Genomic DNA, 12,926 nt, shown 5'->3' with positions numbered 1-12,926 from the left:
CTGTGAATCGCCCCGGGTTTCGTGGAGGCTCGATTAGTTGGATCCGGCCTCGATGAGGACGGGTGTTTCAGGGTAGTGCTGGATGCCGTGCTGAGCCCAGTGTCTGGCCTCGAGCTCGGCGGGTGGGACGTGGCCGATCTCGCCGTGCAGGCGCCGGTGGTTGAACCAGTCGATGTATTCGGCGACGGCGATCTCGACGTCTCGGACGGACTTCCAGCCACCAGCCGGGCGCATCATGGGGTTGCGGATGCACTCGGCCTTGAACAGCGAGTTCAGCGCCTCGGCCATGGCGTTGTCATACGAATCGCCCTTCGATCCGACCGATGCAACAGCGTCGGCTTCAGCGAGCCGCTCGGTGTAGCGAACAGCTCGATATTGGACTCTTCGGTCGCTGTGGTGCGTCAGACCGGTGACGTCTTGGCCGGCCCGCAGCCGTGACCACAGGCCCATGTCGAGGGCGTCCAGTGCCAGATCGGTGCGCATGTGGGTCGAGACCTGCCAGCCGACGACCATCCGACTGAACACGTCCAGCACGAACGCGGCATAGACCCAGCCCGAGTGCGTACGGATGTAGGTGATGTCCGCGACCCACAACTGGTTCGGCGCCTTGGCGACGAACGCCCGGTTGACGAGGTCAGCCGGCCGCGGCGTCTCAGCACCGTCGCTGATCGTTGTCCGTCGCGACTTCTCCCGCCTGATCCCACGCAGTCCTTCAGCCCGCATCAGTCGTTCGATCGTGCAGCGGGCGACCGTCACGTCCTGGCGGACCAGCGTGGCGTGGATCTTCCTGGCCCCGTAGACCCCGATGCTGTCGGCGTGGGCCTGGTGGATCAGCGGGACGTGAGTCGCGTGCCCGCTGGGTGAGGGCCCAGGATCCGAACTGGACACCGTGCCCCATCAGCGTCGCTACAACATCTCCGCGGAATAAATCTGGACGGTCGTTCGCGACGCCTATGGCACCGGCACACTCGTCTGATCACATTGGACACGGTGCAGTAACCGGCACCTGCCGAGATCGGCACCTCACGGCCTCTGAAACGGCGCTTCGCCGCCGTTTGCATACCTGCGCATGCATGTAGTTTAATCATCAATGACATCTCAGGAAGCAGGCCTCATGCAGTTCGGAATCTTTACCGTCGGAGACGTGACCCGCGACGCCGTCAGCGGACACACCCCCAGCGAGGCGGAGCGGATCCGCGACTCGGTGGCGATCGCGGTCAAGGCCGAGGAGGTGGGTCTCGACGTGTTCGCCCTGGGCGAGCATCACAACCCGCCCTTCTACCCGTCGTCCCCGACCACGTTCCTGGCGCACGTCGCGGCACTCACCCAGCGCATCGTGCTGAGCACGTCCGTGACGCTGATGACCACGAACGACCCCGTGAAGCTCGCCGAGGACTATGCGATGCTGCAGCACCTCGCCGGCGGCCGCATGGACCTCATGGTCGGACGAGGCAACACGGTCCCGGTCTACCCCTGGTTCGGCAAGGACATCCGCCAGGGCGTCGCTCTCGCGCTGGAGAACTACAACCTGCTGCACCGACTGTGGCGCGAGGACGTCGTCGACTGGGAGGGCGACTTCAGGACCCCGCTGCAGGGATTCACCTCCACGCCTCGCCCCTTGGACGACGTCCCGCCGTTCGTGTGGCACGGCTCGATCCGCACACCCGAGATCGCCGAACAGGCGGCCTACTACGGCAACGGCTTCTTCGCCAACAACATCCTGGCCCCGAACTTCCACTTCAAACCGCTGGTCGACCTCTACCGCCGGCGGTTCGCCCACTATGGGCACGGCACCCCTGAGCAGGCCATCGTCGGCCTGGGCGGTCACGCGTTCATCGCCCGCAGGTCGCAGGACGCTGTCGACACCTACCGTCCCTACTTCGAGGCGAGCCCGGTGTCGGGCAACAGCCACGCGTACGACGGCTACCGTCGCGACACGCCCATGAGCGTCGGGAGCCCACAGGAGGTCATCGACAAGACGATGACCTTCCGCGAGGGCTTCGGCGACTACCAGCGGCAGCTCTGGAACGTCGACGGCGGCGGTCTGCCGATCGAGGTCGTCATGGAGCAGATAGAGCTGCTCGGCTCGGAGGTCGTGCCGGTGCTGCGCAAGGAGATGGCGAACAATCGCGGGGTGGGCGTGCCCGACGCCCCGACCCACGCGAGTCTCGTGACGGCCAAGTACGGCGACACGGCACCGCGCCAGCCCCGCCCGAACGCCAACGTAGGCGACAACCTGACCGGCGCGGTCCCCTACCAGTCCGACGACCTCGCCGACGGTGCCGCGTGACGAGCGACAGCGCACCACCACAGGCACGCGCAGGGACCGTCAGGGTCACCCTGGTCAGTGCCGGCATCAGCGACCCGTCCTCGACGCGCCTCCTCGGTGACCGACTGGTGGACCGGCTGACGGGGTCGTTGGCCGCGGGCGAGGGCGACGTCGACACGCAGGTGATCGAGCTCGCTCCCCTGGCCGTCGACATTGCGCAGGCACTGGTCGGCGGACTGCACGGCGACAACCTCGCGACGTCGATCGCCCGCCTGGCACAGACCGACGTCTTGGTCGTCAGCACCCCGGTCTACAAGGCGGGGATCAGCGGACTCCTGAAGTCGTTCGTCGACGTCCTCGACAACGACCTCCTCGTCGGCAAGCCGGTGCTGCTGGCATCGACGGCCGGCAGCGCGCGCCACGCGATGGTCGCCGACGACCACCTGCGACCACTGTTCGCGTTCATGCGATGCGTCGTGGCACCGACGTCGGTGTTCGCCGCGCCCGAGGACTGGGCCGACCCGGCCACGTCGCGCCGGATCGAGCGGGCCGCTCACGAAACCGCGGTGCTGTGGCGCGCCGACACCGAGCGCGCCATCTCCGACAGCGCGTGGGGCAGCTACCAGCACCAGTTCGGCGGCCAGGCGACACGGTCCGAGCAGTCCGGGGACGACGTCGACTTCGACACGGCCCTCATGCGACTCGCCACCGGCCGCCGTCCGCGCGACGTCTGAGGCGCGGCGATCAGACGTCGGCGATCAGGCGCCGGCACAGGTGCCGCAGCTGCTCGAGCTCGGCCGGTGACAGCGCCCGCGTCATGACGGACTCGACCTCGACGGCGTGCCGCCCTCCGACCTCGCGGTGCAGCGCCGTTCCCGCCTCGGTGAGGCGCAGGACCGTGGCTCGACCGTCCTGTGGGTCCGGCGCACGCACGATCAGCCGGCGGTCCTCCAGACGCCCGACCAGCCGCGACATGCCCGCCTGGGTCAGCAGGGCGTCGGCACACAGGTCGGCCATCCGGGCACCCTCCGGAGCCTTCGAGAGCGCGTACAGCACCCCGTACTCCCTCGTGGACAACGAACCCCAGGCATCGCTGTCGACGAGCTCCTTGCCCAAGGTCATCTGGGCGCGGAACAGCGCTTCCCAGGTCTCGTTCGCGAGCTGGCGCGGGGGCTCGGTGGGCACAGGGCGAACCTATCCGATCGATCTCATGTGGCGGTGACATCCGGAACGAAGACCGGCTCCCGGCAGCGGAGCGACGAGCGCACCGCTGCCGAGAGCCGGTCGAGGAAGATCAGAACATGCCGTTCGCATGAGCGGCGTCGGCGGGGTCACCGACCGGCTGAAGGACGTCCCAGTGCTCGACCGTCTTGCCCTCGTCGTTCATCCGGTAGATGTCGACACCGGCGACGCCGCGGTCGGCGGGGTCGTCGTTGTAGAGGTTGCGGAAGTTGACGTGCGCGTAGACCCAGTCCCCCGACGCGATGAGGCGATGGACCTCCACCCTGGAAACCGGCCGAGTCGAGTTGATGTATCCGAATCCCTGCGCCAGGCCGTTGACGCCGTCGGGGACCACCGGGTTGTGCTGGATGTAGCCCTCGGCGACGTACTCGGGAACCGTCTCGACGGCGGTCTTGTTGTTGATCATGCCCTCGTACAGGGCAAGGACGTTCTCGATGTTGCGGACGGCCTTGGTGTCTGTCGGGTCGACGATGGTGATCATGGTGCTGCCTTTCGGGTGAGGTGGCCCGCCGGCCAGGCGGACGAGATGATGGCCGATGGTGGCCGGTGAGGGTGTCACGAGGTCGGCGTGATGATGCTCAACCGGCGCGCGTCCTGATCCTCGGGTGAGGTGCCGGCGACGTACGACAGGAAGGCCGCTGCTTCCTCGCCGACCGGCACGCGCCGCGGGACGGGCGTCTGCTCGACGAGCTCGACGATCTCTGCGGCGGCGTCTGCAGACGGCATCCCTCCGGACTGGCCGGCGTTCAGGACGGCCACGAACGCCTCGAAGGACGGTCCGTAGAGTGAGCGCTGCTCGTCCGTGAGGCTCGCCCGGACGGCGTCCAGCGCCGCCGCGGTCTTGGCGGGGCCGCCAGTGCGCATGCTGCCCGGAACCGCCACCACCACGTCGATGCCGAAGCTCGCCAGCTCTGCACGGTAGATGGTCGAGAAGGCCTCGAAGGCGGCCTTGGAGGCGCTCGACGGACCGTTGAAGGGGACCGGGAAGTCGACCGACATCGTGCTGACCTGGACCAACCGCCCCCGAGCCTCGCGGAGCGACGGGAGGAATGCGTTGGTGACACTGAGGGCGCCAAACACGTTGACCTCGAACTCGCGCCGGATCGCGGCCATCGGGATGACCTCCAGGGGGCCTGGGGTGAGGATGCCGGCGTTGTTGACCAGGACCCCGAGGCCGTCGGGGAGCTGCGGCGCGATGGTGGACGCCCACGTCCGGACCGACTCCTCGTCGGTGATGTCGACGCGCGCCAGGGTGACGGCGCCATCGGAGGAGCGTTCGAGCTCCTCGATCTCCTCGGCGCTGATCGCGGTGCCGAACACGCGGTAGCCCTTGGCTGACAGGCCGAGCGCGATGTCGCGCCCCAGCCCACTGCCGGCTCCGGTGATGACGGCTGTTCGATTGATGCTCATGATGAGGCCTCCTGCCCACACCGGGTATGTCCCGGCCGCCGTGGCGCTCGTCCGTCTCTCGGCCGATGCTCTGCGACATCTTCGAGACTACTAGATAAATGCTTGCGCAAGCATCTATTTGTGTCGTGACGTGGATCTCATCGAACGCGCGCAGCGTCGAGGGACGTCGGACACGCGCTCAGGTGAACGACGGGTAGTCGGTGTAGCCGATCTCCGAGCCGCCGTAGAACGTCTCGGGAACGGGCTCGTTGAGGGGCAGGTCCCGGGCCAGTCGCTGCGGCAGGTCAGGATTGGCGATGAAGGCCCTCCCGAAGGCCACGGCATCGATGAGTCCCTCCCGGATCAGCGGCACCGCCTTCTGGACCGTGTATCCGCCGGCCGCCACGATGACTCCCGGATAGACCGACCGGAGCTCACGCCGGAGACCGTCCGGGAGCAGAGCTGCTCCGGTCCAGTCCGGTTCGGACAGGTGCAGGTAGGCCAGGCCGCGACGGACCAGCTCGGCCGCGACGTGCAGCCCCGTGTCCGCACCGGCCGGGTCGTCGAGGCCGTTGATGCGCCCGACCGGCGAGATGCGCACACCCACGCGATCCGGTTCCCACGCCTCGCAGACGGCGTCCACGATCTCCAGCACCAGGCGTGCGCGGTTGTCGATCGTCCCGCCGTAGGCGTCGTCACGGGTGTTGGACTCCGTCGAGAGGAACTGGTGCAGGAGATACCCGTGGGCGGCGTGCACCTCGACGGCGTCGAAACCGGCTGTGCGCGCGTTCGCGGTCGCCCGCCGGAAGTCGTCGACGAGTCGGGGGATCTCCTCGAGCGCGAGCGCCCGCGGGGTGGGACAGGGCACACGTACCGGCTGACCGTCGTCCCCACGGATCGTGGTGCGATTCCTGAAAGGCGACGCACTGGCCGAGACCGGCGCCTGCCCACCGTGGAAGGACGCATGGGAGACCCGACCGACGTGCCACAGCTGGGCCGCGATCGTCCCGCCGGCCTCGTGGACGGCGTCCGTGATGCGGCGCCACCCGCGCACCTGTTCCGCGCTGTGGATGCCCGGTGTGTCCATGTACCCCTTGCCCTCGGGCGAGACCTGCGTGCCCTCCGAGACGATCATGGCGGCGCCGGCTCGCTGCACGTAGTACCGCAGCATCGCGTCGTTCGGCAGGTCCGCCGGAGCCGTCGCCCGCATGCGCGTGAGCGGAGCCATCCACACCCGGTGCGGAAGGTCGAGGGCACCGACGGTGAGCGGCTCGGACAGCAGGTCGCGGTCGCGCCCCGGTCGACCGGCTGGAGGCGGCCTCACGTCGATGCCCCGTCTGTCGAGGAACCGATGATGAGATCCGCGGCCAACCAGGCGAGCGCCATGACGGGCGCGGCCGTGTTGCCGGACACCTGGAACGGCAGGACAGACGCGTCGACGACCCTCAGACAGTCCACTCCCCTGACCCGCAGGGCCGCGTCGACGACATCGTCGTCGTCCGGTCCGACCGCGCAGGAGCCGACGGCGTGGTAGATCCCGTTCCCGTGCTGACGCGCATGCCCGACGACCTCGTCCGGCGTCGACACCGACGGCCCGGGAAAGACCTCGTCGGACACCAGGTCCGCCAAGGGCGAAATCGACAGGACGCGACGGGCGTGGTCAAGGATCGACGCGGTCGCGGCACGCTCGACGGCGTCCTCGAGGAAGGCGGTCGTCACCACGGGCGCGCGGCCCGTCGTCGCAGGACCCACGTGCACCGAGCCGGTCGTCGTGGGCCGGAGCGCGTACCCCGTGAAGAGCATCCCCGAGTACGGCGCGAGCCTCATCTCCTCGGACGTCTCGTCGATCGCCATGGGCACCCACACTCCCTGCACGTCTGGACGATCGACCTGCGGGGACGAGCGGAAGGCACTGACGACGTCGTACCCGCCCGTGGCGATCGGTCCCCGACGGGTCGCGAGATAACGGGCGCCTCCGAGCACCTGCTTGGCAAGGGTGTTCAACGACTCGGTCGGCCCGTGGCGGTCGCGGAAGCGCACCTGCATGCTGACCGCGCGCTGCTCGACGACCCGTTCACCGACGTTCGGGCTCTCGACGAGGGTCTCGATGCCCGCCGCCCGAAGGACGTCGGAGCGCCCGACGCCTGACCGCTCGAGCAGCAACGGGCTCTCGACGGTGCCCGCGCACACCAGCACCTCCCGTCGGGCCCGGACCTCGAGAGCCCGGCCTCCCCCGACGATCGCGACGCCGGTCGCGCGCCGGCCCCTGAGCAGTATCCGCTCGGCCCGTGAACCAGTCATGACCGTCAGGTTGGGACGGCGCCGAACCGGTGCCAAGAACGCGGAGGCGGCGCTGACCCGGCGCCCACGGTGGATCGTCGCGGGCGTGTATCCGATACGTTCGTCGTCCGAGTCGTTGAAGTCGTCGGTGCGACGCAGGCCGACCGACCGAGCCGCCTCGAACAGGGCGGCGGTGACCTCGTCGCCCCGGCTCGGCACCGACACCGCGAGCGGTCCGCCAGCCCCGCGCGACGTGGAAGCACCGAGCGAGTGGTCCTCCAGCTCACGGTAGGCCCGCAGGAACGCGGCGCTTCCCCACCCGGGGTTGCCCGCGGCCTCCACTGCGTCGAAGTCGGCGGCGGCACCGCGGACGTACATCATGCCGTTGACCAAGGTCGACCCCCCCAGGCCGCGACCGCGGACCCAGACCTCCGACGGGTCGCCCGTCGTGCCAGGGCGGGTCGGGTAGCGGTGCACGTAGCGGTCGGACCGCAGGGTGAAGAAGAAAGCCCTCGGGACGGCCAGCAGTGGATTGTGGCCGCGGCCGCCGTCCTCCACGAGCAGCACGTCGACCGCGGGGTCGGCCGACAGGCGGTTGGCCAGGACGCAGCCGGCCGCTCCGGCCCCGATGATGACGTAGTCGTAGGTCATCGACGCGTCCGTCTCGTCGTCATCGGCAGCCACCGCGGCGCGAGGCATCGCGGCGACCGGGCTCGCAAGGCACCCCACCACACACCGGCCCCGTAGGCGAGGTGCTCGGCGCGCCGTGCCAGCACGAAGCGCACCGGGTCGAGGCGCGGATGCAGCGCACGGTAGGACAGCAGGCCGTCCGCGACTGACAGCACCGCGACGACCCGACGGACGCGCCCCGACAGCAGGCACAGCACGAGCGCGGCCGGAGACCAGTGACGGAGCACGAGCCCCGAGGTCTGGCGAGCCACTCCGACTCCCGTCGCGACGAGGACCGCTCGCTTCTGCTCGGCGGGCAGCTCGGGCACGGCGGACACCACGCGCCGCGACGCCATCGCGGCGGCGACCGTCGCGAGTGCCAACGACCAACGCCGCTGCACCAGCACACCGGCGACGGCCGTCGCGGCAGCGGGTGTCAGGACGGCCGGAGCGACGCGGTCTGCGTGCCGTGCGGCCAGGGGCGCGGCGCTCGTGCCGTAGAAGGCCTTGCGACCCAGCCACCGGCCCGTGGACCGGCGGCTCCGGTGACGCGCGTCGATCTCGGCGGCGTGCCGCACCCGTCGGCCCTCAGCGTGCATCCGCCACACCAGGTCGACGTCCTCGCCGCAGCGCATCCGCGTGTCGAAGCCGGCACCCAGGTCCGCCATGCGCACCACCAGGCAGGCGCTGGGGACGTACGCCACCGACGACCAGCCGCGCGTCGTGGCAGGCACCGGTCCCAGGTCGAGCGAGCCGCTCACGTCCTCGTACGCCGCCAACCAGCCGTCGCCCCCGGTCGCCCTGATGCGAGGTGCCACCGCGGACAGACCCGGATCGACCATGTGCCGCAGCAGTCTGCGCAGCGCGTCGGGCGAGACCTGGACGTCTGAGTCGACGAATGCCACGTACGGCGTCACGACCTGCATCGATCCGAGATTGCGCGCCGCGGCGGGCCCGAGGTTGTGATCGAGCCGCACGAGACGCGCTCCGTGTCGGTCGACGACCCGCACGAGCTCGCCGGCGTCTCGCGACGCGTCGTCCACGACGACCACCCGGACCATGCCCGATAGACCAGTCAGCAGGTCGTCGACCCCTGCGTGATCGTCCCGCACCGGCACGACGACGGTCAGCTCGTCCAAGGCGGGCGACGGGAGACCGTCGAGCACCGGATCGGCGAGGTCAAGGTCGAGCAGCCGGCTCGCGAGCCCGGCTCGGGCCGGCGAGTCGGCCACCAGGTCCCGGTCGCATATGAGGTCTCGTGCGACAGGACTGATCCGCACGACCCGCGAGCCCGACCTGAGGAAGTCGCCCACCTCGACGTCGTCGTGCAGCCGGACGGCGAATCCGTCCAGGAGGTCATCCGACCGGGTCGTCACCGGGCTGCGCGGGCCGACGGGAGGGTGAGGGTGCCGTGGGCATCGGTCGATCCGAACGTGATGCGGCGAACCACGTCGACCACCATCGTTCTCAGCACCTCCTCGCCGTGCTCGGCCGAGGCACCTGTCGGATCGCCCAACACACCGTTCGGTGACACTGCCGCTATGCCGCCGGCCATCACCAGGGGAAGGATCTGCGCCAACGGTCGGGTCTCGCCAGCCTCGGCGTGCTCGATCCGCACCGACTCCGGCCGCAGGTGCAGCATCAGCGAGGTCTCGGTCAGCCCTGCGTGCAGGTCGACGCCCTCGGTCGCGCACGGCACCCACGCGACGTCATGTCCCTCGGCAGCCATGCGAAAGGTTGCCTTGGCGAGCGGCGCGACGTTGCCGCCGTGCCCATTCACGAAGATGATCCGCCCCGCCCAGGTGGCCATGGACCGGACGATCTCGGTGACGACCGCCTGCAGGACGTCCGATCCCACCGACGTGGTGCCCGCGAACGACTGGTGCTCGCCGCTGGACCCGTACGTGATCGGCGGAGCGACGACCACCAGTCCCCCGTCGAGGGACTCTGCCGCTCCACGAGCGACCGCTTCGGCGATCGCCGTGTCGGTGTCGAGCGGGAGGTGGGGGCCGTGCTGCTCGATCGAACCCACCGGCACCAGCACCATCGGCCGGTGCGGCAGGTCGGTCCACGTAGCGTCGGCGAGCAGCGTCACGTCAGGCCGTCGCCGCGATGTCGTCCGGGACGGCCGAGGTGACTGCCGCGCCGAGTCTGCGCTCGAAACCGGCCGGGACAACGAGCATGTCGCGGTCGAGCTGGTCGATCGACGACAGACCCATGCCGAGCAGCGAGGAGTCGATGCCGCCGCGCAGGACGTCCAGGACGTTGCCGACGCCGGCCTCGCCGTTGGCCGCGAGGCCCCAGAGGTAGGCCCGGCCGATCATCACGGCGCGGGCACCCATCGCGACGGCCTTGACGACGTCGCTGCCCCGGCGGATGCCGCCGTCGAGCAGCACCTCGATCTGGTCGCCGACCGCGTCGGCGACGGCGGGCAGGGTGCGGATCGGGGCCGGGGTGCCGTCGAGGTTGTTGCCGCCGTGGTTGGAGACCGAGATGGCGTCGACGCCCAGGTCCACCGCGCGGCGGGCGTCGTCGACCCGGCACACGCCCTTCAGCATGAAGGGCCTGCCCGAGAGCTGGTACCACTGCTCGCGCATCCACTGCACGTCCTCCCACGTGGGCGGCGGGGTGCTCATCCACTCGTAGTAGGCGCCGAAGAACGTCGGTCCCTTGGCCTGGCCCGGGGCGGCGAGGTTGGGTGCCGTCAGGTCGGGCAGGTCGCTCGCGAAGGACGCGAGCCAGCGCGGCTTGCGGATCACCTGGGGCGCGAACTTGAGCGCGGTCTTGAAGTCGACCTTCTCAGGGATCTCGGGGCTGCCCCAGTCACGTCCCATCGAGAACGACCAGTCGAGCGTCGCGATCAGGCCGACGGCTCCGGCGGCGTGCGCGCGCTGCATGCGCTGGATCATGACGTCGCGGTCACCGGTCCAGTACATCTGGAAGAAGGTCTGCGGGTTGGCGGCGACGACCTCCTCGACCGAACGGGAGGCGAAGTTGCTGAGACCGATCACCGTTCCGCGCGAGGCTGCGGCTCGCGCCACGGCGACCTCGCCGTCGGGGTGGACGGCCTGCACCCCAGTGGGCGACATGATGACCGGCAGCGAGATCGGCTGACCCATCACCGACGTGGTCATCGACCGCTCCGGCTGGTGCCCCGCCACGTGCGGGGCGAAGCCCAGCTCCATGAAAGCGGCCTCGTTGTCGGCGGTCGACTGACCGCGCTCCGACCCGGCCACGAGCGCGCCGTAGACCGACGACGGGAGGCGCTTCTTGGCGCGCCGCTGGGCGACGGCGACGGACTCGAACCAGGGGTTCTGAGCCCAGGGATTCTTTGACATGCGGATTCTCGTTTCGATCAGAGGGTGAAGCCGGCGAGAGGATTCTCGGCGCACGCCGAGACCGGCGGTCTCGTCGCCTGGACAGCGAGCGCGTCGTCGCGCCGCGAGAGCGTCAGCATGACCGGCTGGTTGCGGGTGGGGTTCTTCTTCGAGTGGTCCTTGCCCTGCTCGGGCAGCACGCGCTCGCCCGATGCGAGCGCGTCCTCGCCGAAGCCACGGACGCACTCCGGGTCGGGTCCGTCCAGCGGCAGGCCGGTGAAGAACTTCGCGGCCATGCAGCCGCCGCGGCAGGCGTCGAAGAACGCGCACGACGTGCAGGCGCCGGAGGTCTGCGGCGAACGGAGGTCACGGAACAGCTCGGACATCTGCCAGACGTTCTCGAACCCGCCGTCGGCCAGGACGTTGCCGGCCAGGAAGTTGTCATGGATCGCGAACGGGCACGCGTACACGTCGCCGATCGGGTCGATCAGACAGACCACGCGACCCGCGCCGCACAGGTTGAGGCCCGGCAGTGCTCCCCCACCGTCGGCGACCCCGAAGGCCGAGAGGTGGAAGAACGAGTCGCCCGTCAGGACGTTCTCGCCGTTGGCCACGAGCCAGTCGTAGAGCTCGCGCTGCTGCTCGGGCAGCGGGTGCAGCTCGTCCCACACGTCGGCGCCGCGACCCGACGGACGCAGGCGCGTCAGGCGCAGCGTCGCGCCGTACTGGTCGGCGATGGCCTTGAACTCGTCGAGCTGGCCGATGTTCTGGCGGGTGCAGACGACCGAGATCTTCGCGTCCTCGAAGCCTGCGTCCTGCAGGTTCTTCAAGGCGGTGATGGCGGTGTCGAACGAGCCGGGCCCGCGGACGTAGTCGTTGACCTCGGGTGTGGCGCCATCCAGCGAAATCTGGACGTCGACGTAGTCGGTCGATGCCAGGAAGCGGGCCCGCTCAGGGTTGAGGCGAACCCCGTTGGTCGAGAACTTGACGCCCACGTCGTGCGAGACCGCGTAGTCGAGCAGCTCCCAGAAGTCGGGGCGGATCGTCGGCTCGCCGCCGCCGATGTTGACGTAGAAGACCTGCATACGTTGCAGCTCGTCGATCACGGCCTTGCACTGCTCGGTGCTCAGTTCGCGTGGATCGCGCCGGCCCGACGACGACAGGCAGTGCGCGCACTCCAGGTTGCAGGCGTACGTCAGTTCCCACGTCAGGCAGATCGGCGCATCCAACCCGAGCTCGAACTGCTCGATCAGGCTGCCGCCCTCGGGACGGGCGACGACGGGACGGGTCTCCAGGATCGTCATGCGACTGCTTCCTTCGCGTTCGTGGTGCGCGGGCGGATCATGTCGGTGCCGGCCAAGCCCTGCAGCGCCGCGACGTAACCGGGCCACTGGGACTCGGGCACGCCGGCTGCCTCCAGGGTCGAGCGGACGTCGGGGTGGGCGGCGAGGCCGCGGACGACCTCCACGAGCAGCATGCGCTTGAGGAACGTGAGCTTGCGGTTGCCGAAGTGGTAGGCCATCGCACCGAAGGGTTCAGGGCGCAGCGCCACGGCAGGCGACAGGTTCCACGCCTCGTCGAGCATGGAGTCTGTGGTCGGCATCGTCATGGTCATGAGCTCAGTAGACGCCGCACATGCCGTCGATCGAGACCTCTTCGATGAGGTCCGACGCGTCGAGTGCGAGCTCTTCGGTGGCGGTCGTGTCGGAGGTGGGGCTCAGGTTCATGAAGGCTCCTGTGGTCGGGGTCACAGCGCTCTG

At 69.5% G+C, this 12,926-nt stretch carries 14 protein-coding genes; 2 read left to right on the top strand and 12 right to left on the bottom strand.

Going from position 1 to position 12,926, the window contains the following annotated elements:
* Positions 1–33: 33 nt before the first annotated feature.
* Complete coding sequence (locus IFT73_RS01285) at positions 34–888, bottom strand: IS3 family transposase (RefSeq protein WP_192165979.1); 855 nt, start codon at positions 886–888, stop codon at positions 34–36.
* A 226-nt stretch (positions 889–1,114) separates the two neighbouring features.
* Between IFT73_RS01285 and IFT73_RS01280 the strand changes: the two genes are divergently transcribed.
* A complete protein-coding gene (locus IFT73_RS01280) occupies positions 1,115–2,290 on the top strand; it encodes a CE1758 family FMN-dependent luciferase-like monooxygenase (protein ID WP_192165978.1) in 1,176 nt (391 codons plus the stop codon).
* Positions 2,287–3,003 (top strand): CE1759 family FMN reductase, encoded by a 717-nt coding sequence (locus IFT73_RS01275; RefSeq protein ID WP_192165977.1) that lies wholly within the window; start codon positions 2,287–2,289, stop codon positions 3,001–3,003. Before IFT73_RS01280 ends, IFT73_RS01275 begins: the two co-directional genes overlap by 4 nt.
* Before the next feature lie 10 nt (positions 3,004–3,013).
* On the opposite strand, the gene IFT73_RS18755 is transcribed toward IFT73_RS01275, so the two are convergent.
* From IFT73_RS18755 to mftA, 11 genes are all read right to left on the bottom strand, one after another.
* Positions 3,014–3,454, bottom strand: coding sequence for a MarR family winged helix-turn-helix transcriptional regulator (locus IFT73_RS18755; protein ID WP_192165976.1), 441 nt, complete (start codon positions 3,452–3,454; stop codon positions 3,014–3,016).
* Positions 3,455–3,563: 109 nt separating this feature from the next.
* On the bottom strand, positions 3,564–3,992 hold the full coding sequence (locus IFT73_RS01265; RefSeq protein WP_192165975.1) for a nuclear transport factor 2 family protein: 429 nt from the start codon (positions 3,990–3,992) through the stop codon (positions 3,564–3,566).
* Positions 3,993–4,066: 74 nt separating this feature from the next.
* Complete coding sequence (locus IFT73_RS01260; protein ID WP_192165974.1) at positions 4,067–4,921, bottom strand: SDR family NAD(P)-dependent oxidoreductase; 855 nt, start codon at positions 4,919–4,921, stop codon at positions 4,067–4,069.
* Between the two features lie 178 nt (positions 4,922–5,099).
* The gene (gene nemA, locus IFT73_RS01255; protein ID WP_371811125.1) at positions 5,100–6,224 is read right to left on the bottom strand and encodes an N-ethylmaleimide reductase; all 1,125 of its coding nucleotides are present in this window, start codon (positions 6,222–6,224) and stop codon (positions 5,100–5,102) included.
* Entirely contained in the window at positions 6,221–7,831 is a 1,611-nt protein-coding gene (locus IFT73_RS01250; RefSeq protein WP_192165973.1) for a GMC family oxidoreductase, read from the bottom strand. The genes nemA and IFT73_RS01250 overlap by 4 nt, the downstream gene beginning before the upstream one ends.
* On the bottom strand, positions 7,828–9,225 hold the full coding sequence (gene mftF / locus IFT73_RS01245) for a mycofactocin biosynthesis glycosyltransferase MftF (RefSeq protein ID WP_192165972.1): 1,398 nt from the start codon (positions 9,223–9,225) through the stop codon (positions 7,828–7,830). The genes IFT73_RS01250 and mftF overlap by 4 nt, the downstream gene beginning before the upstream one ends.
* Positions 9,222–9,944: a mycofactocin biosynthesis peptidyl-dipeptidase MftE gene (gene mftE, locus IFT73_RS01240; RefSeq protein WP_192165971.1), complete on the bottom strand. Its 723-nt coding sequence runs from the start codon at positions 9,942–9,944 to the stop codon at positions 9,222–9,224. Before mftE ends, mftF begins: the two co-directional genes overlap by 4 nt.
* A gap of 1 nt (position 9,945) precedes the next feature.
* Entirely contained in the window at positions 9,946–11,187 is a 1,242-nt protein-coding gene (gene mftD / locus IFT73_RS01235; protein WP_192165970.1) for a pre-mycofactocin synthase MftD, read from the bottom strand.
* A gap of 17 nt (positions 11,188–11,204) precedes the next feature.
* Positions 11,205–12,470 (bottom strand): mycofactocin radical SAM maturase, encoded by a 1,266-nt coding sequence (gene mftC / locus IFT73_RS01230; RefSeq protein WP_192165968.1) that lies wholly within the window; start codon positions 12,468–12,470, stop codon positions 11,205–11,207.
* Positions 12,467–12,769 (bottom strand): mycofactocin biosynthesis chaperone MftB, encoded by a 303-nt coding sequence (mftB, locus tag IFT73_RS01225; protein ID WP_192165965.1) that lies wholly within the window; start codon positions 12,767–12,769, stop codon positions 12,467–12,469. Before mftB ends, mftC begins: the two co-directional genes overlap by 4 nt.
* 16 nt (positions 12,770–12,785) lie before the next feature.
* Complete coding sequence (mftA, locus tag IFT73_RS01220) at positions 12,786–12,893, bottom strand: mycofactocin precursor MftA (RefSeq protein WP_192165963.1); 108 nt, start codon at positions 12,891–12,893, stop codon at positions 12,786–12,788.
* Between the last annotated feature and the right edge of the window lie 33 nt (positions 12,894–12,926).

The organism is Aeromicrobium sp. CFBP 8757 (assembly GCF_014841755.1).
Lineage (GTDB): Bacteria > Actinomycetota > Actinomycetes > Propionibacteriales > Nocardioidaceae > Aeromicrobium.
Note: the sequence above shows the minus strand (reverse complement) of the source record. Positions and strands in the feature narration are given on the sequence as shown.

Excerpts from the sequence above, each read along its gene's own strand:
- IFT73_RS01280 (WP_192165978.1), top strand. The coding sequence starts at position 1,115 with ATGCAGTTCGGAATCTTTACCGTCGGAGACGTGACCCGCGACGCCGTC.
- IFT73_RS01265 (WP_192165975.1), bottom strand. The coding sequence starts at position 3,992 with ATGATCACCATCGTCGACCCGACAGACACCAAGGCCGTCCGCAACATC.
- IFT73_RS01260 (WP_192165974.1), bottom strand. The coding sequence starts at position 4,921 with ATGAGCATCAATCGAACAGCCGTCATCACCGGAGCCGGCAGTGGGCTG.
- IFT73_RS01250 (WP_192165973.1), bottom strand. The coding sequence starts at position 7,831 with ATGACCTACGACTACGTCATCATCGGGGCCGGAGCGGCCGGCTGCGTC.
- mftD (WP_192165970.1), bottom strand. The coding sequence starts at position 11,187 with ATGTCAAAGAATCCCTGGGCTCAGAACCCCTGGTTCGAGTCCGTCGCC.
- mftC (WP_192165968.1), bottom strand. The coding sequence starts at position 12,470 with ATGACGATCCTGGAGACCCGTCCCGTCGTCGCCCGTCCCGAGGGCGGC.
- mftB (WP_192165965.1), bottom strand. The coding sequence starts at position 12,769 with ATGCCGACCACAGACTCCATGCTCGACGAGGCGTGGAACCTGTCGCCT.
- mftA (WP_192165963.1), bottom strand. The coding sequence starts at position 12,893 with ATGAACCTGAGCCCCACCTCCGACACGACCGCCACCGAAGAGCTCGCA.